The organism is Micromonospora sp. B11E3 (genome assembly GCF_039871625.1).
In the GTDB taxonomy this organism is placed as follows: Bacteria; Actinomycetota; Actinomycetes; order Mycobacteriales; family Micromonosporaceae; genus Micromonospora.
Genome location: NZ_JBDPMC010000006.1, coordinates 52,503 through 73,800, shown reverse-complemented (window position 1 = coordinate 73,800; position 21,298 = coordinate 52,503). Strand labels below are relative to the sequence as shown.

General features: G+C 73.7%; 20 protein-coding genes and 1 pseudogene. 12 read left to right on the top strand and 9 right to left on the bottom strand.

Annotated elements, in window-relative coordinates; all coding sequences use genetic code 11:
• Nucleotides 1-103: 103 nt before the first annotated feature.
• On the bottom strand, nucleotides 104-2,743 hold the full coding sequence (locus tag ABGB16_RS05265) for an FtsK/SpoIIIE domain-containing protein (protein WP_347666812.1): 2,640 nt from the start codon (nucleotides 2,741-2,743) through the stop codon (nucleotides 104-106).
• A 238-nt stretch (nucleotides 2,744-2,981) separates the two neighbouring features.
• On the opposite strand from ABGB16_RS05265, the pseudogene ABGB16_RS05260 reads away from it, so the two are divergent.
• From ABGB16_RS05260 to ABGB16_RS05250, 3 genes and pseudogenes are all read left to right on the top strand, one after another.
• Nucleotides 2,982-3,445, top strand: a pseudogene (locus ABGB16_RS05260) (IS607 family transposase); the annotation flags it as partial.
• Between the two features lie 8 nt (nucleotides 3,446-3,453).
• The gene (tnpB, locus tag ABGB16_RS05255) at nucleotides 3,454-4,830 is read left to right on the top strand and encodes an IS607 family element RNA-guided endonuclease TnpB (RefSeq protein WP_347666811.1); all 1,377 of its coding nucleotides are present in this window, start codon (nucleotides 3,454-3,456) and stop codon (nucleotides 4,828-4,830) included.
• A gap of 42 nt (nucleotides 4,831-4,872) precedes the next feature.
• The gene (locus tag ABGB16_RS05250) at nucleotides 4,873-5,433 is read left to right on the top strand and encodes a hypothetical protein (protein WP_347666891.1); all 561 of its coding nucleotides are present in this window, start codon (nucleotides 4,873-4,875) and stop codon (nucleotides 5,431-5,433) included.
• A gap of 4 nt (nucleotides 5,434-5,437) precedes the next feature.
• On the opposite strand, the gene ABGB16_RS05245 is transcribed toward ABGB16_RS05250, so the two are convergent.
• The 7 genes from ABGB16_RS05245 to ABGB16_RS05215 are packed head-to-tail and all read right to left on the bottom strand — an operon-like array spanning nucleotide 5,438 to nucleotide 13,785.
• Entirely contained in the window at nucleotides 5,438-6,037 is a 600-nt protein-coding gene (locus tag ABGB16_RS05245; protein WP_347666810.1) for a hypothetical protein, read from the bottom strand.
• A 13-nt stretch (nucleotides 6,038-6,050) separates the two neighbouring features.
• The gene (locus ABGB16_RS05240; RefSeq protein WP_347666809.1) at nucleotides 6,051-7,208 is read right to left on the bottom strand and encodes a M23 family metallopeptidase; all 1,158 of its coding nucleotides are present in this window, start codon (nucleotides 7,206-7,208) and stop codon (nucleotides 6,051-6,053) included.
• Nucleotides 7,205-7,753: a hypothetical protein gene (locus ABGB16_RS05235; protein ID WP_347666808.1), complete on the bottom strand. Its 549-nt coding sequence runs from the start codon at nucleotides 7,751-7,753 to the stop codon at nucleotides 7,205-7,207. The genes ABGB16_RS05240 and ABGB16_RS05235 overlap by 4 nt, the downstream gene beginning before the upstream one ends.
• A 6-nt stretch (nucleotides 7,754-7,759) precedes the next feature.
• The gene (locus ABGB16_RS05230; protein ID WP_347666807.1) at nucleotides 7,760-9,718 is read right to left on the bottom strand and encodes an MFS transporter; all 1,959 of its coding nucleotides are present in this window, start codon (nucleotides 9,716-9,718) and stop codon (nucleotides 7,760-7,762) included.
• Nucleotide 9,719: 1 nt separating this feature from the next.
• Nucleotides 9,720-13,043: an ATP-binding protein gene (locus ABGB16_RS05225; protein WP_347666806.1), complete on the bottom strand. Its 3,324-nt coding sequence runs from the start codon at nucleotides 13,041-13,043 to the stop codon at nucleotides 9,720-9,722.
• A gap of 52 nt (nucleotides 13,044-13,095) precedes the next feature.
• Complete coding sequence (locus tag ABGB16_RS05220; RefSeq protein WP_347666805.1) at nucleotides 13,096-13,458, bottom strand: hypothetical protein; 363 nt, start codon at nucleotides 13,456-13,458, stop codon at nucleotides 13,096-13,098.
• Between the two features lie 12 nt (nucleotides 13,459-13,470).
• The gene (locus ABGB16_RS05215; protein ID WP_347666804.1) at nucleotides 13,471-13,785 is read right to left on the bottom strand and encodes a hypothetical protein; all 315 of its coding nucleotides are present in this window, start codon (nucleotides 13,783-13,785) and stop codon (nucleotides 13,471-13,473) included.
• 353 nt (nucleotides 13,786-14,138) lie between these two features.
• Between ABGB16_RS05215 and folP the strand changes: the two genes are divergently transcribed.
• The 7 genes from folP to ABGB16_RS05180 all read left to right on the top strand — a co-directional run bounded on the left by folP (nucleotide 14,139) and on the right by ABGB16_RS05180 (nucleotide 18,761).
• On the top strand, nucleotides 14,139-15,011 hold the full coding sequence (folP, locus tag ABGB16_RS05210; RefSeq protein ID WP_347666803.1) for a dihydropteroate synthase: 873 nt from the start codon (nucleotides 14,139-14,141) through the stop codon (nucleotides 15,009-15,011).
• Nucleotides 15,008-15,430 carry a dihydroneopterin aldolase gene (gene folB, locus ABGB16_RS05205; protein WP_347666802.1) on the top strand — a complete coding sequence of 141 codons (423 nt, stop codon included), beginning with the start codon at nucleotides 15,008-15,010 and terminating at the stop codon, nucleotides 15,428-15,430. The genes folP and folB overlap by 4 nt, the downstream gene beginning before the upstream one ends.
• The gene (folK, locus tag ABGB16_RS05200) at nucleotides 15,427-15,954 is read left to right on the top strand and encodes a 2-amino-4-hydroxy-6-hydroxymethyldihydropteridine diphosphokinase (protein ID WP_347666801.1); all 528 of its coding nucleotides are present in this window, start codon (nucleotides 15,427-15,429) and stop codon (nucleotides 15,952-15,954) included. The genes folB and folK overlap by 4 nt, the downstream gene beginning before the upstream one ends.
• A gap of 19 nt (nucleotides 15,955-15,973) precedes the next feature.
• Nucleotides 15,974-16,504, top strand: a complete 531-nt coding sequence (locus ABGB16_RS05195) for a DUF3180 domain-containing protein (RefSeq protein WP_347666800.1) — start codon at nucleotides 15,974-15,976, stop codon at nucleotides 16,502-16,504.
• A 120-nt stretch (nucleotides 16,505-16,624) separates the two neighbouring features.
• Complete coding sequence (locus tag ABGB16_RS05190) at nucleotides 16,625-17,842, top strand: ABC transporter permease (protein WP_347666799.1); 1,218 nt, start codon at nucleotides 16,625-16,627, stop codon at nucleotides 17,840-17,842.
• 58 nt (nucleotides 17,843-17,900) lie between these two features.
• Nucleotides 17,901-18,209, top strand: coding sequence for a hypothetical protein (locus ABGB16_RS05185; RefSeq protein ID WP_347666798.1), 309 nt, complete (start codon nucleotides 17,901-17,903; stop codon nucleotides 18,207-18,209).
• Between the two features lie 63 nt (nucleotides 18,210-18,272).
• Nucleotides 18,273-18,761: a hypothetical protein gene (locus ABGB16_RS05180; protein ID WP_347666797.1), complete on the top strand. Its 489-nt coding sequence runs from the start codon at nucleotides 18,273-18,275 to the stop codon at nucleotides 18,759-18,761.
• Between the two features lie 72 nt (nucleotides 18,762-18,833).
• Here the strand turns inward: ABGB16_RS05180 and ABGB16_RS05175 are convergent, their stop codons facing one another.
• Nucleotides 18,834-19,847, bottom strand: coding sequence for an ATP-binding cassette domain-containing protein (locus ABGB16_RS05175; RefSeq protein WP_347666796.1), 1,014 nt, complete (start codon nucleotides 19,845-19,847; stop codon nucleotides 18,834-18,836).
• 2 nt (nucleotides 19,848-19,849) lie between these two features.
• On the opposite strand from ABGB16_RS05175, the gene ABGB16_RS05170 reads away from it, so the two are divergent.
• Both ABGB16_RS05170 and ABGB16_RS05165 read left to right on the top strand, forming a co-directional pair.
• Entirely contained in the window at nucleotides 19,850-20,536 is a 687-nt protein-coding gene (locus ABGB16_RS05170; RefSeq protein WP_347666795.1) for an ABC transporter permease, read from the top strand.
• A complete protein-coding gene (locus ABGB16_RS05165; protein ID WP_347666794.1) occupies nucleotides 20,533-21,255 on the top strand; it encodes an ABC transporter permease in 723 nt (240 codons plus the stop codon). The genes ABGB16_RS05170 and ABGB16_RS05165 overlap by 4 nt, the downstream gene beginning before the upstream one ends.
• The last annotated feature ends 43 nt before the right edge of the window (nucleotides 21,256-21,298 follow it).

Below are 21,298 nucleotides of genomic sequence, written 5' to 3'. Positions count from 1 at the left end.
CCGGCATCGGCGGGAAGGGACGGCGCGGCGCCGGAGCGGTCAGCGGCCCGCTGCCGTAGCGGGCCGGTCACGGGCGGCGCGCCGGTGCGAGCCTGCTCCGGGCTCACGAGTTTTCCTCCCCGGGCTCGGCGAACGGCACGAGGAGGATGCCCGACTCGACCGGGCCGTCCCAGAGCATGGCCCGGCCCGGTCGGGGTCGCCACTGCACCGGGTGCCCGAACAGCGGCGCCAACTGGGTTCCCGGCACGTCGACCGCCACCACGGCGGCGAGCTTGCCGACCTCGTCCCCAGGCTGGCTGACCGCCGCCACGAACGGCGGCACCGTACGCCACCAGCCGAGCAGGTGCCGGCCGGCGGGCGGGCCCTCCCGCAGCAGGCTCCGGAGCCGGTCCGCGGGCAGGTCAGCCGGCGCGGGACCGTCCAGCCCGAAGACCACCAGGTAGCCCGGTTCGTCCCCGTCGAGCGCCGCGAGCAGCCCCGGCAGGTCGACCCGGTCCACCCGGTGCTGTGCGGCGAGGTCGGCGGCGAGCGCCCCGGCCGCCGGAGCCGCATCGGCGGCCAGCGCCGCCACCAGGAACCGCCCGGTGCCCGGAGCATGGTGCGCGGCGACGCTGCGGACCGCGGTCGCCAGCAGGGCGGGCGCCGCCGCGGTCGAGCCGAGGACGGCCAGGTTGCGGCCGGCGACCGGGCCGAGCGGCACCGCCACCGTCGAGCGGGGCAGGTCCACGGCCCGGCCGAGCAGGGCCGCCGGGCCACTCGACCGGCCGGCGAAGGCCGCCCGGTAGCGGAGATCGTTGCGCAGCCGCGGGCGCGCCCAGCCGGCGAAGACCACCGGCGGGGCGGAGCGCTCGGGGCGGGCCGTCCAGAGCCGTTGCCGAAGCTCCTGAATGCTTTCGGGGCTGCCATGGGGGTCGGGGAACCGGACGGTCCGCTCGTGGCCCCGGGTCGCGCCCCGAGGCCCGCCGAGCCCGCCCGCGGTGTTCACCACCGCGCTGCCCACCGGCAGCCCGGCCGCGGCGTCGTTGCCCGGTTGCAGCACGGCGCGGCCGCCGGCCAGTGCCACCCGCACCGGGAACTGCCCGAGCATCGAGTCGCGGGTCGTCGGGCCGCCGGCCACACCGAGGTCACCCTCGCCGGCCAGGACCAGGTGGATCCCGTACGCGCGGCCCGTGCGGGCGAGGGCGTCCAGGCGGGCCGCCGCGTCGCTCGCCACCCCGTCCCGCTCGGCGAAGAGCAGCGCGAGATTGTCGATCACGCAGACCACCCGGGGCAGATCCTGGTGCTCCCGCAGCGCAGTGAACCGCTGCCCGCCCGCCCGCTGTCCGGCCTCCTCGCGGCGCCGAGCCTCCGCCGCCAGCTCGTCGAGCAGGTTCAGCACGTACTCCCGGTCGGCGGCCATCCCCGCCGAGCGCACCTGTGGCACCCAGGAACGGTCCCGGGCGGTCTGGAGGAAGTCGGCGAACGACTCACCGTCGCCCAGGTCGGCCAGGTGCAGGGCCAGCTCGGCCGGGCCGTACCGGGCGGTGAGGCCCAGCAGCACGTTGGTGAGGAACGCCGACCGGCCCGCGCCGGACCGTCCGCTGACCAGCCAGTGCGGGGTCAGCTCCGTGAAGCCGACGGGGACCGGCCGGCCGCCGGCGTCGCCGACCGTGGTGGAGATCCCCTCCGCCGAGCTGGCCGTCCACAGCGGTGCGTCCGGATCGGGCAGCAGGTCGGCCAGGCTGAGCCGGGAACCCGCCTCGACCTCCTCGGCGAGCCGCCGACAGACGACGTTCACCAGCTCCGGTGGCGGGTCGTCGTCGACGAAGACGGGCGAGTTCAGCCCGCCGTTGCTCGGCGGACCCGCCACCGCGTGCTCTGGTCGCGGGGGCGGTGCCGTCCCGGGGCTGGCGAACGAGGTGCCGGGCGGGTCGCCGAGCAGCGCGTACGCGTTGCGCAGGCTCAGCGCGGTGGCCAGCGGCAACGCGGGACGGGTGGCGTACGGGCCGGCCGGGGGCCAGCCGGCGACGACGAGGTGCAGCCCGGCGGCCGGCCCCTGCTCGGCCAGCGCCTCGATCCGCCTCAGGTCGCTCGCCCCAAGCGGCTCCGGCAGCCCGGCGATCATCAGCAGCAGCGTCCGGTCGTGGCGGCGCGGCCGGCCCGTCCCCGGCGCCACCCACTGCTCCGCCTCGGTGAGCACGGCCCGCAGCTCCGCGACGTCCTGCGCGGGTGGCGGCAGCAGGCCGGCGTCGGCCAGCGCCGCGAACGCCGCGAACGTGCCGGTACGCGCGTCCGGGGCCGTGGCGGCGTCGGCCGGGATGGCGTCCACGGCGCGGATCAGCAGGCAGCCGGTGGGCGTCGCGGCGAGCAGACGCAGGAGAATCGCCCGCAGCAGCCCGGCCACCCGGGGATCGCGGGCGTCGGTGTCGATCGCCAGGTGCCCGGTGCCGAGCAGGGGCATCAGCGCGGGAAAGCGCGCGTCCTCCAGCGGCGCGGCCGTGCCGACCCGGACGAACGGTGGCGGACCCTCGCCAGCGGGAGCCTCGACCGCGGCCGTCTCCAGTGGCGCCCCGGCCCACCCCGGAGCCAGCAGCGTGGCGGCCGACCGCAGCCGATCCGCCAACTCGTACTGGCGGCGCTGGTCGGCGGGCGCGGGCCGGGTCTCGTCCAGAATGTGGGCTGCTGCTGCGGCGGTCGCCTCCGCCCGGCGGTGCAGGGCAGCGGCGCGGTTCGTACGTCCCCTCGGACCGGCCACCGCGTCCACCCCCTCGTCCCGAGGCTGGCAACCTCCCCGAGCAGTGACGGTATCCCAGGTCCGGCCCGTCCAGCGGGATGCGGCACGGCGGTGCGCCGGGTGATTACCGGCACCGGCCCGTCGCCCGCCGTCCGCCCGCCGTCCGCCCGGCGCCGCTTCCAGCCCTTATCAGCGTCCCGATGAGGGGGTAGTTAACTGCTGGCGTGTCAGTTACCTTTAGTGCTCAATGGTCGCCTAGGGTGACGGTGTGAACTTGAAGGAGTGGGCGGCGGCTACCGGGATTTCGTATGCGACCGCGCGGCGGCGTTACGAGTCCGGCACGCTGCCCGTTCCGACGTATCGGCTCGGTCGTCTGGTCGTCTGATCATGGTTGGGCAGCCGGTTACCGGTACTGTCGCTGATGCGGCGCAGGTTGTGGTGTATGCCTGCGTCCCGTCGGCAGGCCAGGAAGCTGACCTGGACCGGCAGGTCGCTCGGGTCGTCACGTGGGCTACGGGCCAGCGGCTGGTGGTGTCGCGGGTGGTGACGGAGGTCGGGTCGGCGTTCGACGGGCACCGCGAGAAGTTCCTGGTTCTGTTGCGCGATCCGACCGTGTCGACGATCGTTGTTGAGCGTCGGGGTCGGGTCGTCCGGTTCGGGGTCGAGTACGTCGAAGCGGCTCTCGCGGCTGCGGGGCGGCGTCTGCTGGTGGTTGACCCGGCCGAGGTGGACGGCCCGGTGTGAAGACGATTCAGGCGTACCGGTTCGCTCTCGACCTCAGTCCTGGGCAGGAGCGGGCGATTCTCGCCCATGCCGGGGCGGCGCGGGTCGCTCACAACTGGGCGCTTGCCCGGGTCAAGGCGGTCATGGACCAGCGGGCCGCCGAACGCACCTACGGCGTGCCGGACGAACAGCTCACGCCGTCGGTGTCGTGGTCGCTTCCCGCGCTGCGGAAGGCGTGGAACGCCGCCAAGGTCGAGGTCGCGCCGTGGTGGGCCGAGTGCTCGAAGGAAGCGTTCAACACCGGCCTGGATGCCCTGGCCCGTGCACTGAAGAACTGGTCGGATTCCCGGACCGGTAAACGGGCCGGTCGGCCGGTCGGATTTCCCCGCTTCAAGTCCCGCCGCCGCACCACCCCGTCGGTGCGGTTCACCACCGGCACGATCCGTGTCGCCCCGGACCGGATGCACGTGGTCCTGCCCCGGCTGGCCCGGTTGAAGCTGCACGAGTCGGCCCGTAAACTCGCCCGCCGCCTCGAAGCGGGCACGGCCCGGATCATGTCCGCGACCGTCCGCCGCGACGGCCGGCGCTGGCACGTCTGCTTCACCGTGGACGTCGAATGCGCCGACCGGGTGCCGGCCGAGCCCATGTCGGTGGTCGGTGTCGACGTCGGCGTCGCACACCTCGCCGTGCTGTCCACCGGTGAACTGGTGCCCAACCCGCGTCACCTGGCCGGCGCGCAGCGCCGCCTGCGCGCATTCGGCCGCGTCTTGTCGCGTAGGACCGGCCCCGACCGGTGTACCGGCCGGCGGCCGTCGAACCGGTGGCAGCGGGCCGCGAACCGGCTCGGCCGCGCGCACGCCCGGGTCGCGAACCTGCGCCGCGACGGCCTGCACAAGCTCACCACCCGGCTCGCCGTCGAGCACGGCACGGTCGTGGTCGAAGACCTCAACGTGACCGGCATGCTCCGCAACCGGCGGTTGGCCCGACACATCGCCGACGCCGGCTTCAACGAACTGCGACGGCAACTGGCCTACAAGACCGGATGGAACGGCGGCCGGCTGATCGTGGCCGACCGCTGGTACCCGTCATCGAAAACCTGCTCCGGCTGCGGCACGGTGAAAACCAAACTGGCCCTGTCCGAACGCACCTACACCTGCACCACCTGCGGCCTGACCCTTGACCGGGACCTCAACGCCGCCCGTAACCTGGCCGCATTCGCGACCGAGACAACCGCCGGGAGTGGCCCGGTGGCAGGACGTGGAGCCGACCGTAAGACCCGCCCCGGCGGGCAGGTGGCTACGAAGCGTCAACCCGGCATCGCCTCGGCGGGTCAGACCGGGACCGTCCCACCGCAAGGTAGGACTACCGATCACGTGCTCACCAGAGCACACTGAACGGTAACGGCGTCCAGCCGATAGCCTCAGGGGGTGGAATCAGTGCATCCCCCCGCCGGTTCCCAGGTGTCCCGCGTGCCGGCGCAGCGGACTCCGCCGCCGGACCAGTTGGCGCCCCCGCCGCCGGCACCGGCGCCGGCCCGCCCGCCACGTCGGCTGCGGACCGCCGTCACCGTGGTCGCCGGTGTGGTCGCTCTGCTCCTTCTCGGCGGCGGCATCGCCGCGTTCGTCCTGTACAACCGCGCGACAACCCCGGACCGCAGCGCCCCCGACGTGGTGGTGGCTAACTACCTCCAAGCTTTCCTGGTTGATCGCAACGACGCAAAGGCAGATGAGTTCGCCTGCCAGAGCGACACTGACCTTGGTGATCTGCGGCTATTTCGTGAGGATCTTGCCGCGCGCGAAAGGCGGTTTGGGTCAACGATTTCGGCGAGCTGGGAAAGCCTTGATGTGCAGAGGCAGGGCGACCTCGCCACGGTTCAAGTCGACCTCATCATCTCCACCTTCGTCGACGGCATTTCGCTAAGCGACCGGCAGCGCTGGAACTTCGTGACCCGGTTGGGTTCTGGCTGGCGGGTCTGCGAAGGAAAGCGCGCGGGCTGAGGCCTCACTCGATCCAGAGCAGGTGGACCGGAACCTCCAGGGTGGTGGGTGGCTGGCCACGCCAGGCCCACCGGTACCACTCCAGTTCCGGCGTGACCCGGACGCAGATGTCCCCCTCCGCGCCCGAGTAGGTCTCGGTCACGGCCCGCAGGTCCCGTTGCTCGCCGGAGTCCGTCACGTGCACCACCCGGCGGCCGGTGACGGCATCGGCCTCGAACACCGGCGTCGGCGACCGGTGGGTGGGCGCGTCCAGGGACACCAGGTTGACGCTCGACCCTCCGCCGGGGCTGACGTCACGCGCGTCACCCAGCGTCTCCACCCACACCCGTTCGACCGGGACGAGCGGTGCGAAAACTTCGACCTGCTCGGATTCGGCCCGATACCACTCGTGCTCCGAAATGACGGGCACGTACGTGCGGCTGTTCTGCACGACCCGCTCGTCGGCTCGCAGGTCGCCACGCCAGCCGAACCCGGGCAGCCCGACCAGGACCCGCCGCCCGCGCAGCTCGATCCGGCCGCCCGCGGGCACGATCTCGATCGGGCGGGGTGGGCGGGGCGCCCAGTCGGGCTGGTCCGCGAAGGGATCGGGAAGCGGCCCCGTCATGCGTCCGGACGCCTCACGCCTTGCCGTTCAGCGGCGCGCCGCGGTCGCGCATGAACGGCACCGGGTCGATGGCGCCGTGACTGGACCGGTCCCCGTCGCGGTGCACCTCGAAGTGCAGGTGCGGACCGGAGGAGTTGCCGCTCGTCCCGACCTCACCGATCACCTCGCCGGCCTCGACGAGCTGACCGGGTACGACCCTCGGCTTGACGATCATGTGGCAGTACCGGGTGATGTATCCGCCAGCGTGCAGCATGTCGACGAACCAACCGCATCCGCCCTTGTTCGGCCAGCCGTCCACGTCGCAGCTCAGCCGACCACTGTGGTCGGGGTCGCAGCGTGCGACCAGCACCCGGCCGGTGGCCGCGGCGCGGATGAGCGTGTGCTTCGGCGCGGCGATGTCCACGCCGTTGTGACTGGGCCGCTCCGCCGTCCGGAACCCGGAGCCGACGCCGCCCGGAATCGGTGCCGTCCAACCGGAGGCGGCGATCGCGCCCCGGGCGGCCGCGTTGCAGATGCTGCGCTGGGAGATCTGCGCCGTCCGCGCCGCCCCGCCGGCCAACGCGTCAACGATCTTGCTGGCCAGCTCCTCGTGCTTGGCGTAGGCGTCCGGGAAGGCGCTGACCTGCACCCGCTGGGCGGCCCTGGTCAGTGGCATCCGCTCCCAGTCGGGGACCTTGACCAGCTTCTCGTAGAACTTCCGTGAGGAGTAGGCCGGGTCCTGCAGTTGCTCCGGCGAGCCCCAGCCCTGGCTCGGCCGTTGCTGGAACAGGCCGACCGAGTCGTGGTCGTTGCGGCTCCCGAGGTGGGGAAGGTTGCGCAGGGCGGACTCCTGCATGGCGGTGGCGACGGCGATCACCCAGCCGCGGGGCGGGACCTTCATGTCCGAGCCGACCTTGATGATCACCGCGGCGTTGCGGATCTGGCTGTCGCCGTACTGGGCGAATCGCGGCATGGCTCCGGTGATGTTCACCTCGTGTCTCGTACCGCAGGCGGACCGGGACTCGGGGGACAGGTCGTCCGCCCCGCCGCTGAGCTCGGTGAGGAAGAACGCGGCCGTGCCGCCGGTGCAGCAGAGCAGGGTCAGGGCGGCGGTCAGCGCCGTGGCCAGGGCACCGAGGCGCAGCTGCCGGCGACGGGGCGGAGCGCCCGCTTCCCGTACGTGATTGCTCATGTCCGCTCCCAGTCCACCGCGTCGACCAGCCACTGCCCGTCAGGGGCCACGAGTTCGAGGCGGAGCTGCCCCGAGTCGAGCGGGATCAGCACCTCGACAAATTTCTCTGTCCGTGGGCGGACGCTCGGTTCACCGGTCGTCCGCTGCGCCGGGACGCCCGCCGGGTCGGCGCCGGACAGCTTCTCGGTCAGCTCTGGCGTGGACAGCGGTCGCAGCTTGGCGTGCCACTCCTCGGCGCTGTCACCGCGACCTTCCAGCCAGGCGGCGGTGAATCTGTCGGCGGTCTGCTCCGGCGTCAGCGCGCCGGCCCGCGTCCTGGGCGGCGGGGGCGCCGTGCTGCCGACCACGCCGTCGTCACCGGCCTCCGGGTCGACGGTGGTGATCGGCTGGCTCGGCCGGCTGCTCAGACCGGTCCCGGGGTCCACGGGGCCGGAGACCAGTCGGGCCGCGCCGATCACGCCGAGCACCAGGACGGCGATCGCCAGGGCAACGCCCAGCCGGGACCGCAACAACCTGGTGACCAGGAACTCCACCGCCCGCCGCATCGCCTGTCACCGGGCCTCGGTGCGGATCCGGGGCGCCGCGGGACGAGGCGCCGCCGGCTCGGCCGTGCCGGGGCGGTAGATGACGAAGGAGGGGCTCTCCTCGGGTACGTCCGGTTCGGTCCACGTCGCCGGCTGGCGGCGACGCGGCTTCGGCGCGGTGGGACGTGCGGCCGTGCTCTGCTCCGGCACGGTCGCCTCGTCCGGACGCTCCCGGCCGTCGGGCCGCTGCCGTTCGCTCGCCTGGGCGGCGGCTACGCCGGACTGGCTGGGATCCTCGCCCCGGGCTTCGGGCCGCAGGCTGCTCGGCGCCAGCGTGGCGCCCCTGCGCCGGCTCAGGGCCGGCTCGGCGGTGCCACCGGGCTCGGCCAGGTCGAGCCGTGCGGCCGTGCGCATGTCGCGGAAGAACCGGCGGTGCCACGAACCGGCCGAGCTGACCGCCTCGCTGCTGTCCTTGCCACCGAGCTGCGTGATCCGCCGGTACGGGCGCAGCAGCAGCCAGCCGACCACTCCGCACAGCCAAACCAGCACCACCTGCAGCCACCCGGGCAGGGTGGTGGTGCTCATGATCAGGTCGACCGCGAAGAGGTAGATGGCGGCGCCGGTGCCGAAGATCGCGATGTTGAAGACCGCCGCGACGACGGCGTTGGCGAGCCGCCGGAGCCCTGCGCTCGCCGGCCGCAGCAGGCCGACCGTGCCCAGAATCGGTGCCGCGATCACCGCCCACCGGAAGATCAGGAAGCCCAGCAGGACCAGCAGGGAAGCGGTGAGATCAAACATCGCGAACAGCAGCGCGGCCAGTACCGCGATAAACCCAGCCCCGATCCGGTCCATGTCACGGACGCCCTTGAGGTACTCGTACGCTTCTGGGTCCTCGGTCTTGATTTGCTGGGCGACCGTCATCCATTGCTGCTGCTTGGCCTTGATGACCACGTCACGAGTTGCAGGGTTGGCGCGGATCGATTGTGCTTCTCCCCAGGTAAGCGACTTGGCATCGTAGAGGGCGGGACCGTACTTCTTGGCAGTCTCACTGTCGGCCGAGCCGAGCAAGCCCCTCAGCCAGTTCCGGTAGAGCATCGTCTCCGTCGCGGTGTCGCTAGCCCGTACCGCGGGGGGCCGTTTGTCGACGCAGGCGTCCGGATTCGGCAATGGGCACTTGTCCGCCGGGATGTCCTTGGACTGCGGGCCGACGGCGTCGTGTACCACGCCGAGCGTGGTGATCAGGGTGTTGTCGGCGACGCTCGCCGACTTTACCGGCCAGGCGGCCAAGGCGGTCACCACTACCATTACCAGCAACGCCCAGCTTGCCGTGGTCATGGCGTTGCTCATGTCCGACTGACGGGAGCGCCAGAGCAGGTAGAGACCAACCACGCAGAGCGTGATGATGCCGAAGACGCTGAACACCTTCTGGTAGACGGCCTTGGTGGCCTGCTCCACAAGCGGGTCTGCCCAAGCCCACATCGAGCGAGGGTCCCAGGCCCGTTCGCGCAAGGCGTTAGATGCACCGATGACGGCGTTGGCAAACATAAACTCGCCATTGGCGACTGTGGTGGTGAACTTGTAGTCCGGGTGGAGCACGGACGAGGCGCAGCCGCCGTCGACGTCATACGTTGTGTAGCTGTACCCGGCGTAGCCGTAGTCGCTGTAGAGCCCTTGGGGGCCTGGAAGCTTGGCTGAATCGGGGCGGGAGGCGAACCAGCCAGCCAGGCCCGAATCGGGCGCGCCGGGGACGGGCGCGTTGCGGCACGCGATTTCGTTCTGGCTGACCTCCTTTAGCTTCTTGAGGCAGGCGCGGAAGTCGGCTTGCCACTCCTGGGTGCTGCACAGATCCGCCCGTGCCTGCACCCGCGCCACCGGCGTCGCCGCGTACGCGCTCCCCCCGCCCACCGCCGGCCAGGCGACGGTGGCCCCGGCGAGTACGCCGAGCGCGAGCAGGAACGCCGTTATCCGTGCCCGGGCCCTCGCCATGTCACGCCTCCAGATCCGGCAGGATGGTCGGCAGCTGCCCGGCGGCCGAGGCGACCGCGGCGGGGGTGGTGTCGAGATGCTCCAGCAGTCCGTCCACGTACGACACGTCGACCCGGACCTTCTGCACCCGTCCGTCGACGTCCCGCATGACGAACTCGCGGAAACCGAGCCGGGTGGCGGAGGTGGCGTCCGCCATGGACAGCGAGGCCAGCGTGGCCTCGTACCCGTCGTCGACCGGTACCCGGAGCAGCCGTAGCGCCTCGGAGGCGATCTCGCTGTCCTCGGCGATCCGGCCGACGAAGACGGTGGAGACCAGGTTCTGCACGTCGAGGCCGAGGATGTCGCGGGGGTTCTGCGAGGCGACGAGGGCGGCGAGGTTCCACTTGCGGGAGTCGCGGGCGAGCCGGACCAGGAACGACCGGCCGGAGCGCCAGCCCTCCATGAAGTGCGCCTCGTCCAGGCCGACGAGCTTGCGCGACGACATCGAACCGCCGTAGCAGCGGCGCACCGCGAGCCGGTGGGCCGTGTGCAGCATGGGCAGCGCGAGGGCCTCCTCGGCCGACCAGTACTCGCGTTCGATCTTTAGGTCGGGCAGCCGCAGGCCGGCCATGGTGATCACGGTGAGTGCCGCGTCCGCGCCGAGCAGCCCCTCCGGCGGCCGGCCGAAGAAGAGCATCGCCAGCGGCATCTCGGCCGTGTCCAGCAGCAGGTTGGCCAGTTCCCTGCCGGCGTCGTCGTCCAACCCCTGGAGGCAGGCGACCACGTCGTCCAGGGTGGACGTCTCCTCCGCCGGCACCTGGCGTACGGCGTGCCGGAACAGGGTCGCGGTGGACGCCTCCCGGGCGACCTGCGGCGGCACCAGCATCATGCAGATGTCCTGGACCAGCATCCGCCGCTCGGCCCGGGCGTTGGAGACCGCGATCTCGAACTCCCGGTCGCCCGCCGCGCCGGCGCCGAACTCGCTGCGCAGCGGGGTCGGGATCAGCGCGTACGGGGCCAGCGTCCCCTGCTCCGAGCCGGTCAGGTTGAGCACCCGCGCGTACGGTCGCAGCTCCGGCATGTCGCACAGCCGGGCGAGCGGGCCGGACGGGTCGAGCAGGGTCACCTGCACCCCGCGTCGCGCGGCCAGGTAGCCGAGCGCGCCCAGCAGGGTGGACTTGCCGCCGCCGGGCTCGGCGACGAAGACCGCCAGGCCGGACCGCTCCCGTACCTCCATCGGGAAGTGCAGGTCGAGGAAGACGGGCCGGCGGCAGGTGCCGGCGGTGCGCCCGATGAGGTCACCGCGGCGGTCGCCGACCGTCGACGCCGCCTGTGGCAGCGCGGCGGCGAGCAGGTGGACGGGCATCCGCCGGACGTAGCCGGTGTTGGCGACCGGCTCGCCGGGGATGAACTCCCGGGCCAGCCAGTCCTGGTTCTTCGGGTGCTGCAGCGAGATGCGCAGCTCGCGGGAGTAGAGCTGGATCAGCCGCCGGGCCCGCTCCAGGCACTCCTCCCGGGTACGGCCGCCGACGGCGATCCGGTGCCAGCCGTGCGCGCGGGCGGAGTCCACCGGCAGCCCGGTGGTCATCTCGTCGCCGATCACCAGGGCCCGCTTGGCCAGCCGCTCCAGCTCCGGCGGGGCGTCGATGCCGTGCTCGGCGTAGTCGAGCTGCTGGGAGCGGATCATCCGCAGCCGGTGCTCGAGGTTCCGGAAGGAGTCGCCGGAGCCGAGGATGTCGACCCGGGTGGAGATCTCCATCGGCCAGGGCAGCCGCTCGTGGAAGTGCAGCCACGGCTCGTGCCGTTCAGGGATCTCCAGCGGCTCCATGCGGCCGACCGCGAGGACGGCCACGTGCCGCTCCTCGCCGGTCATCCGGTTGACCAGCTTGACCGTCGACCCGTACGGGGTGCGGTACCGCTCGACCTGCTCGGTGAGGGCGAGCAGGTCGCCGCGCTCCCACCGGCCGTTGGTGACCGGCGAGAGGGTGCCGGGCGGCGCCATGCAGAGCGCGACGGAGCGGTACAGCAGCCACTCCAACTCCTGCGCGGTCACCCGCCGGCCGCGCATGCCGAAGGCGCCCAGCACCTCGTCGAACTGCTCGACGGTACGGCCGAGCTTGCGGCGCTCGCCCCCGGCGACGCCCCGGCCGAAGGTGCGCAGCAGCCGCTCGGTGAGCGTGTCGCCGAGCGAGCGCCGGGCGAAGGTGACCCCGAGGTACGTCTGCCCCTCCGCGTGGTTCACCGAGAGCAGGTGCCGCTGGGCGGCCACCAGGTGGTCGCCCCAGCCGGGGGTGCCCGCCACGTCGGGCAGCGGGGCCGGGGTGTGCGCGTCGATGGTGCGGGCCCACTCGTCGGCCGGGAAGGGCCGGGTGGTGCGGCGCAGGTGCAGCCGGAAGCCGGCGAGGCCGGCGTACTGCTCGGAGATCGCGGAGAGCAGGGCCTCCCGCTCGGCGTCCGGCCGGAACGCCCAGCGCACCTCCGGCAGCCAGTACCAGGCGGTGACGGTGTTCGGGGTGAAGGTGAGGTGCCCGGCGATCTCGGTGATGGCCAGCTCGACCGACGGGTCCCGGTCCCCGAACTTGATCTTCGGCGGGCGCACGGGCCTGGCGGGCTTCGTCGCCTTCGCCGCCTTCGCCGACTTCGCCGGCTTAACCGGCCGTTCCTGCCGGTCGACGGTCCGCTGCCGCGGCGGCGTGACCTCGCGGGCCGCCGGGGGCTGCGCGGCGGCCCCGGGCGCGGGGCGCCCGGACCCCCGGCCCGGCTCGGGATCCCGGCGGGGGGACCGTCCGGACTCCCAGGACGCGGGCGGCTCCACGTCGCGCCAGCCGTACGTCTCGTCGTCGTCGGCGGCGGGCGGGGGGATCACCGGCGGGGGCGGCAGCTTCGGCTGGGCTGGCGGGCGCACCACCGGCAACCGGTCGCCCGCCTGCTGCGGGACCCGGGTCCGGGCCGCGGACGGGGCGGGCCGCTCGACGGCCGGCGGCTGCGCGGCCGGCGGCTGCTGGTGCGGGATCGCGGGATGCTCCCGCCGCGGCGGCGCGGGCAGCGCCGGCCGGGACGCGCCGGGGTGGGCGCCCCCGAACAGGTCGAGGAACGGGGAGTCGATGTCGGCGCCGTCGGGGATCACCGGGGCGGGGGCGTCGGCGTTCGGTGCGCCGCGCCCGGGAGCGGGCCGCGGTGCCTGGAAGACCCCGACCCGGCCGTGCCCGGGCGTGGTGGCCAGCGCGGGATCGACGGCGGCCTCGTCCAGCTCCTCGCTCGACGGGTAGTCGAACGAACGCGCACGGTTACCGTGCGGCGCGGCGTGACGTCCGGCCGGGGAACCCGGCGTGGAAGAGCGACTCATGCCATCGCCTCGCCCGAGTGCCGTCGTTGCCGCCCGGTCGGGGTACGCCCGGTCATGCCAGTTCCTCCCGGATCCTGATCCGGCTCGCCACCAGGCGCGGATCGCGCAGCTCGGCGGCCGGCTCCCGGGTCCGTCGCCAGTCGGTCAGCGCGGTGCGGATCACCATGCGCGCGGGCCGGTCCGGGTCGACGTGCCGGAAGATGAACGAGGTGCTCACGATGGCGAGCGCGATCTCCCAGGCCGGGAACAGCTCGACCTTCAGCGTGAACAGCCAGTGGATGAACATGTAGAGGGGCACGAGCAGCATGAACAGGCCGTACTGGGCGTACGGCAGGTGGACGGGCAGGGTGTAGCCGGGCGGCCCGAGATAGACCAGGCGGGCCCGGTAGATGTCGTCGTCGGTCCGCAGCCGCATCTCTGCCCGTGCCTACTCGAAGATCAGGTTGATCAGGTAGTCGCCGACGAAGAAGAGCGTGGCCGCCCCCGCGATGAAGGCCAGCCCGACGATCGCGATCGCGGAACTGGTCAGCACCTTGGAGATCTCGCCCCGGCTGGCCCGGCCGATGAAGATGACGCCGAGTACGGCGAGCAGGATCGGGGCGATCTTGCTCGCGAAGAACGTGACGACCCCGCTGGTGTCGATGCCCTTGGGCGCGGGCTCGGCGAGTGGAGTCGACGCCAGGGCGTGGAGCGCGTGGATGGCGCCGGACGACGCCGCCTCCATGAGCTCGATGGCGATCACTGGAACCTCCCCAATCGCGGCCGGCGGAGCCGCGGCGGTGCAGTAGGCAAGCCTGGCGGGATGGTGCTCACTCTGCGCAAGGTACGCAACGCTGCGTTCGGTGCCCACCACGGAGGGTGGTGAGCTTTGGGGGGATTTTTCCCGCTTCGGCCCTCCCTCCAGGCTTCGCCGTCTCGCTGCTGGGCAATTCCAAAGGGTACGGGCCGCCCTCCTTTGCGACAAGCCGCGAAGAGTCGACCGGGAACGACCCCGGCGACCGATCGTACACCTGTTCCAATGCGCATGTCAGCGTTGCTGCGGGACGTTGCGACCGGGCCGCCGAGAGCCGCCCGTCGGACCGGTACGGTGCAGTCGTGACCGATCTGGTACGGGCGCAGGGCCCGGTGGTGATGGGCATCCTCAACGTCACGCCCGACTCGTTCTCCGACGGCGGTCGGTACGCCGATCTCGACGCGGCCGTCGCACACGGGGTGCGACTCCGGGCGGAGGGCGCGCACCTGGTCGACGTCGGGGGCGAGTCGACCCGTCCCGGCGCGGACCGGGTGGACGCGGAGACCGAGGCGGCCCGGGTGCTGCCGGTGATCCGGGAGCTGGCCGCCGCCGACGTCACCGTCAGCATCGACACCACCCGGGCGCGGGTGGCGGAGGCGGCCCTCGCGGCCGGTGCCGCCGTGGTCAACGACGTCTCCGGCGGCCTGGCCGACCCGGACATGGCCCGGGTGGTCCGCGACGCCGGCTGCCCCTGGGTGCTGATGCACTGGCGGGGGCATTCGCGCGGGATGCGCGAGCTGGCCACCTACACCGACGTGGTCGCCGACGTGAAGGCCGAGCTGGCCCAGCGGGTCGAGGCGGCCCTGGCAGCCGGGGTGGCCCCCGACCGGATCGTGATCGACCCCGGCCTCGGCTTCGCCAAGACCGCCGAGCACAACTGGCAGCTCAGCACGCGTCTGCCCGAGCTGCTGGAACTCGGCTTCCCGCTGCTGTTCGCCGCCAGCCGCAAGTCGTACCTCGGCCAGCTGCTGGCCGACGCGGACGGGCACCCCCGGCCGGCCGGCGGCCGGGAGGCGGCCACCGCCGCCACGAGTCTGCTCGCGGTGGCGGCGGGCGCCTGGGGGGTACGCGTGCACGACGTCCTCGACACCGTCGACGCGCTGGCCGTCTGGCGGGCCAGCGGCAGCCCGCGACTGGTCGCCACCCAGCTGGTGGGAAAGGAGCAGAATCGATGACCGACCGGATCACGCTGACCGGCCTGCGGGCGCACGGCCGGCACGGCGTCTACGACTTCGAGCGCGAGCGGGGCCAGGAGTTCGTGGTCGACGCCGCCCTCGAACTGGACCTCACGCCGGCCGCCCGCTCCGACGAGGTGACCGACACCGTGCACTACGGGGAACTGGCGGAGCGGCTGGTGGCGGTGGTGACCGGGGAACCGGTCAACCTCATCGAGACGCTCGCCGACCGGCTCCTGGCGGTCTGCCTGGCCGACCCGCGGGTGGCACGCGCGACGATCACCGTGCACAAGCCCGAGGCCCCGGTCCCGCACGCCTTCACCGACGTGGCGGTCACCATGACCCGCAGCCGGGCCGAGACCGGCGAGCGCGCGGCCGGCCCCAGGCAGCAGACCCCCGGGAACGGGGGCGCCTGGTGACCCGCGCCCTGCTCTCCCTCGGCAGCAACCTCGGGGACCGGCACGCCCACCTCCGGACGGCCGTGGCCGGGCTCGGCGACGCCGTCCTGCTCGTCTCCGGCGTCTACGAGACCCCGCCCTGGGGCGACGCCGACCAGCCCGCGTACCTGAACGCGGTGGCGCTGGTCGAGGACCCGGCGGCGGCGCCCGAGGACTGGCTGGAGCGGGCCCGGGCCGCCGAACGCCGGGCCGGACGCGAGCGCGACCCGGCCCGCCGGTTCGGCCCCCGCACCCTGGACGTCGACGTCGTCGCGGTCTGGGACGACGCCGGGGAGCCGGTGCTCCGCGACGACCCCGAGCTGACCCTGCCGCACCCCCGGGCCCACCTACGGGCCTTCGTGCTGCGGCCGTGGATCGACATCCAGCCGTACGGGCGGCTGCCCGGCCACGGCTGGCTGACCGATCTGCTGAACGCCGAACCGGTGGCCGGCGACGCGCTGGAACTGAGCCCGCGGCCCGATCTGGCGTTAGAGTCGTCGGCATGAGCCAGTGGAGCCGGCCGGCATGACCCAGGCGCAGTCCCCACGCGGAACGGACCCCGACCGGTTCAGGATGGGCCCCACCCGGATCTCCACGCTGGTCGTCGCCGGCCTGGCCGCCGCCGCCGTGGCCTGGCTGCTCATCAGCAGCACGTACCGGGAGTTCCCCCGGCTGCCCTGGCTGCCGGTGATCACCCTCGCCGTGCTGGCCGTGCTCGAGGGGTACGCCGCGGTCAACACGCGGGGCCGGATCGAGCGCCGGCCGGGTCGCGACCCGGTCAACCCGCTGATGGTGGCCCGGTTCGTGGTGCTGGCCAAGGCGTCCGCCCTGGCCGGCGCGATCTTCGCCGGCTTCTCCGCCGGGCTGACCGGCTGGCTGCTTATCGAGCCCACCCAGGCCGCGGCGACGGACCGCCCGGCCGCCGGGGCGAGCCTGCTCGCCTCCCTCGCGCTGGTGGCCGCCGCGCTGTGGCTGGAGCGGTCCTGCCGGGTGCCGGAGCGGCCGGAGGACGAGCGCGAGCCCGACCACCGGGAGAGCCGACCCGGCCAGCGTTGATCACGGGGGTTACGCCGATCGCGGCGCGGGGGTACCGTGCCTGGCGACCGGTGACCAACGGCCCCGACCGGTCCGCCCCGGGCGGACCGGTCGCGGCCGTACCTGGGGAGGGCGCGCGTCATGGGGTACGACGATCCGGGCCGGCACGCCCCGGTGGAGCCCTCGTCGGGGGTGCCCGCGGCGGTACTGGAGAACGTCTTCGACGACCCGGCCCACGGCGAGCCTGGGCGGGACCGGCTGGCCGTGCACGTGGCCTGGGAAATGGTGCTGGCTGCCGGCCTGGCCGTGCTGATCTGGCTGCTCTGGCGGGCGGACCCGGCCGTCCTGGGCGATCCCGGCCTGCGGGTTCTGCTGGTGGACGTGGTGGCGCTGGGGCTGCTCGCCCTGGCCGCCGGGCTGAGCCTGCGGACCGCCGCGGTGAACCTGGCGATCGGACCGGTGATGGTCGCCGCCGCGCTGCACTGCGCCGAGCAGGGCGACCGGGGCGTGGCGCTGGCGCTCGGCCAGGCCGCCGCGGTGGCCGCCGTGGGGGGCCTGGCCCTGGGGCTCGCGGTGACCGTCCTGCACGTGCCGGGCTGGGCGGCCAGCCTGGCCGGGGCGGCCGGGGTCGTGGTGTACATCGGGCCCCGCTCCGAGCCGGTCCTGGTGCAGAGCGGGTACGACCCGCGGGGCAGCGCGTTCTACCTCTTCGCGGGCTTCGCCGCCGTGGCGGTCCTCGGCGGGCTGTTCGGGGCGATCCGGCCGGTACGTCGGCTGGTCGGCCGGTTCCGGCCGGTGGCCGACCCGGCACGCCGGCGGGGCGCGGTGGCGGCGACGGTGACCACGCTCGCCTGCGTCGTGTCCACCGTGCTCGCCGCGCTGGCCGGCATCCTCGTCGCCACCAACGGCAGGGACACGGTCGGCCCCGGCGACGGCCTGGACTGGACGGTGCTGGCCGTCGGCACCGCGCTGCTCGCCGGCACCAGCGCGTACGGCCGGCGCGGCGGGATCTTCGGCACCCTGCTCGCGGTGAGCCTGGTCGGCGTCGTGTTCGCCTGGGCGCACGTCGAGGGCTGGGCGGTGAGCCGGTGGGCGGTCGGCGGCGCCGCACTCGGCGTGGGACTGCTGGTCACCCGGCTGGCCGAGGCGTACGGGCGGCCCCGGCCGGCGGGCGCCGACCCGGAGCCCCCGGCCCTCGCCGACTCCACCCTCGGTTCAGGCTGGTCGGTGCCCCGGCCGACGAAGCTCGACGACTGGCCGCCCGCCCTGCCCGTCCGCCCCGACGACACCCCCACCGACCCGTGGGACGCGTCCCGGTGGGAGACCCGCCCGCCGCGCTGGGACGGCGGCGACCGCTGAGACCGACGCGCCCGCGTCCGGCGCGCCGGTGGTGATCTCGCCGGTTAGGCTCGGCGACATGACCGAGACACCTTCCACCGGTCCGGGCGGGACCACGTTCGACGAGCTCGACGCGCTGTCCACCGAGGAGTTGCGGGAACGGGCGTTCGCGCTGGCCCGGGAGCGCCACGACGTCCGGTTCTTCTGGTCGGTCCTGCGGCACCTGCCGAACGCCGACGAGGCCGCCGCGCTGGACGGCGCGCCGAACTCGGTCGGTCCGACCGTCGACGAGGCGGCGGCGCTGTGGCGGGAACTCACCGGCCACGGCTACGAGGAGTCGGCGCCGCTGCTGCGGGCCAAGTTCATCGACTACCTGATGCAGCGCTGACGAGCCCCGACCGTGACGGTTCGCAGGTTTGCCCGCCGGCCCGCGCCGGGAACTGGGCGTCGCATGGCTTTCACCAACGGCGCGGTCAGCCGGTACGGGACCGCGGCCGGCACCGGCACGTTGGCGGCGCTGGTGCTCGTCGGCGTCTGCGGCAGTCCCCTGTACGTCGGGTGGGCCGAGGACGCCGCCGACCCGAACTCGGCCGGCGGCTGGTTCCTGCGGCTGCTCGCCTGGCCCGCCTGGCGGCTCGGCTCCGGCGACTCGGGTGTGCTCGCCACCGACCTGCGGGCCATCCTGCTGGTGATCCTCACCGCGGCCCTGCTCTACGTACTGCCCGCCGGGCAGGTCGCCCGGGTGCAGGGCTCGCTCAGCCAGTTCTTCTCCGGCTGGGGCGCGTACGTGCTGGCCGCCGGACTGGCCGCGCTGCTCGGCACGCTGCTCGGGCCGGACCCGTCGCTGCTCGGCGCGTTGCAGGCCGCCGCCACCGGCGCCGGCTACGGCTTCCTCTCCGGCTGGATCATCGGCACGGCCAGCCTCGGGGGCCGGGCCTGACGGGCCGCCCCTTCCTTGCGGCTCGGCTGCCCGGCGAACGCCGCCCCCGCGGCGGCCCGAGACCTACCGTCGTCAGTCCTGGCGCTGGGCCGGGGCGAGCGCGCGTTCCCGGGTGAGCAGCCCCGCCGCCCGCCCGTCGGCGGTGACCAGCACGCGGTCCGCCCCCGAGGTCAGCATCACGGCCAGCGCGTCGTACGCCGAGGAGCCCAGCGTGACCTCCGGCAGCCCGGCCGGGTCGGCGGGCACCGGGTCCAGCGCCTCCGCGGTGACCGGGGTCACCGCGAGCGCCCGGATGCCCCGGTCCGCGCCCACGAACTGCCGGACGAACCCCGACGCGGGCGTGCCGAGCACGGCCGCCGGGCTGTCGTACTGCTCCAGCCGGCCGCCCTCGGAGAGCACGGCGATCCGGTCGCCGAGCCGGACTGCCTCGTCCAGGTCGTGGGTGACCAGCACGATCGTCTTGCGCACCTCGGCCTGGAGCCGCAGGAACTCCTCCTGCAGCCGCGTCCGCACGATCGGGTCGACGGCCGAGAACGGTTCGTCCATGAGCAGCACCACCGGGTCGGCGGCGAGCGCCCGGGCCACCCCGACCCGCTGCCGCTGCCCGCCCGACAGTTCGTGCGGGTAGCGCCGGCCGAACTGCCCCGGGTCGAGCCCGACCAGTTCCAGCAGTTCCGCCGCGCGGCCGCGGACCCGGTCGCGCGACCAGCCGAGCAGGCGGGGCACCGTGCCGACGTTGGCGAGGACGGTCTGGTGGGGGAACAGGCCGACGTTCTGGATCACGTACCCGATCCGGCGGCGCAGCGCGACGGGGTCGACCCGGGTCACGTCCTCGTCGCCCAGCAGGATCCGGCCGCCGCTCGGCTCGACCAGCCGGTTGATCATCCGGAGCACCGTCGACTTGCCGCAGCCGGACGGGCCGATGAGCACCACCAGCTCACCCGCCCGGACCTCCAGGCTCAGCTCCCGGACCGCCTCGGTGCCGTCCGGGTACCGCTTGCCGACGCCCTCGAGGGTGATCGACGCCGCACCCGGATGCGCGCCGTCGAGTTCGGCGGCGCCTGGAGTTTCCAAGGTAACGTCCACGCATGTCCTTCCGCCTGAGCTACCGGGCCGACCCGGGTAACCCGTGGTTCTCCTGGCAGTACGTGCGGGACAACTCTGACACGATCCTCGCCGCGCTGCGCGACCACGCCTGGCTGACCGCCCGGGCCGTGCTGATCGCCGCGCTGGTGGCCCTGCCGCTGGCCGTGGCGGCCCACTGGTACCGCTCGCTCGCCGGCCCGATTCTCGCACTCACCGGGGTGCTGTACACGGTCCCGTCGCTGGCGCTGTTCGCCTTCCTCGCGCCGTACCTGGGCATCGGGGCGCTGACCGTGCTCAGCGTGGTGGTGCTGTACGCGCTGCTGGTGATCGTCCGCAACGCGCTCGCCGGGCTCGCCCAGGTGCCCCCCGAGGTTCGGGAGGCCGCCGAGGGGATGGGGTACGGCCGCTGGGGCCAGCTGTTGCGGGTCGAGCTGCCACTGGCCCTGCCCGGCGTGCTGACCGGGCTGCGGCTGGCCACCGTGTCGACCGTCGCGCTGGTGACGGTCGGAGTGGTGGTCGGCCGGGGCGGGCTCGGCCAGCTCATCTTCGCCGGCTTCCAGAACAACTTCTACAAGGCCGAGATCATGACCGGCACACTGCTCTGCGTCTTGCTCGCCCTGGCCCTCGACCTGCTCCTGGCCGGGCTGGGTCGGGCGGTCACCCCCTGGCTGCGGGGGAGGGTCCGGTGAGCAACCCGGTAGGCCAGGCGGTGCTCTGGCTCAACGACCCGCTGAACTGGACCAACCCGGGCGGCATCCTGGACCGGCTCGGCGAGCACCTGGCCATGTCGGCCGCCGCCGTGCTGCTCGGCTGCCTGGTGGCCTGGCCGGTCGGCCTGTGGCTCGGGCACAGCGGCCGGGGCGGCGGGCTGGTCGTGCTGGTGTCCAACGTCACCCTCGCCGTGCCGACCCTGGCGCTGCTGACCATCCTGCCGCTGACCTTCCTCGGCTTCGGCCGCTCCTCGGTGGTGGTCGCGCTGGCGGTCTTCGCGGTGCCGCCGTTGCTGGCCAACGCGTACACGGGGGTGCGCCAGGCCGACCCGGAGGCCCGGGACGCGGCGCGCGGGATGGGCCTCTCCGGCGGGCAGGTGCTACGCCGGGTCGAGCTGCCGCTGGCCGTGCCGTACCTGGCCGCCGGCTTCCGCACCGCGACCGTGCAGGTGGTGGCGACGGCCGCGCTGGCCTCGTTCGTCAACGGCGGCGGGCTCGGCCAGATCATCCGGGCCGGCTTCGGGCTGGACATCGCCGCCGGCGGCGGGCAGATCATCGCCGGCGGCGTGCTGGTGGCCGGGCTGGCGGTGCTGGTCGAGCTGGTCCTCGCCCTGGTCGAGCGCCTGGTCACCCCGCGCCCGTTGCGCCCGGTCCGGCGCCGGGCGAACCGGCGCGCCGCCGCCGTCCCCGGGAGCTGAGCGTCACGCCGCCCGTACCGGGGCGGTGTGACGATCTGGTGAC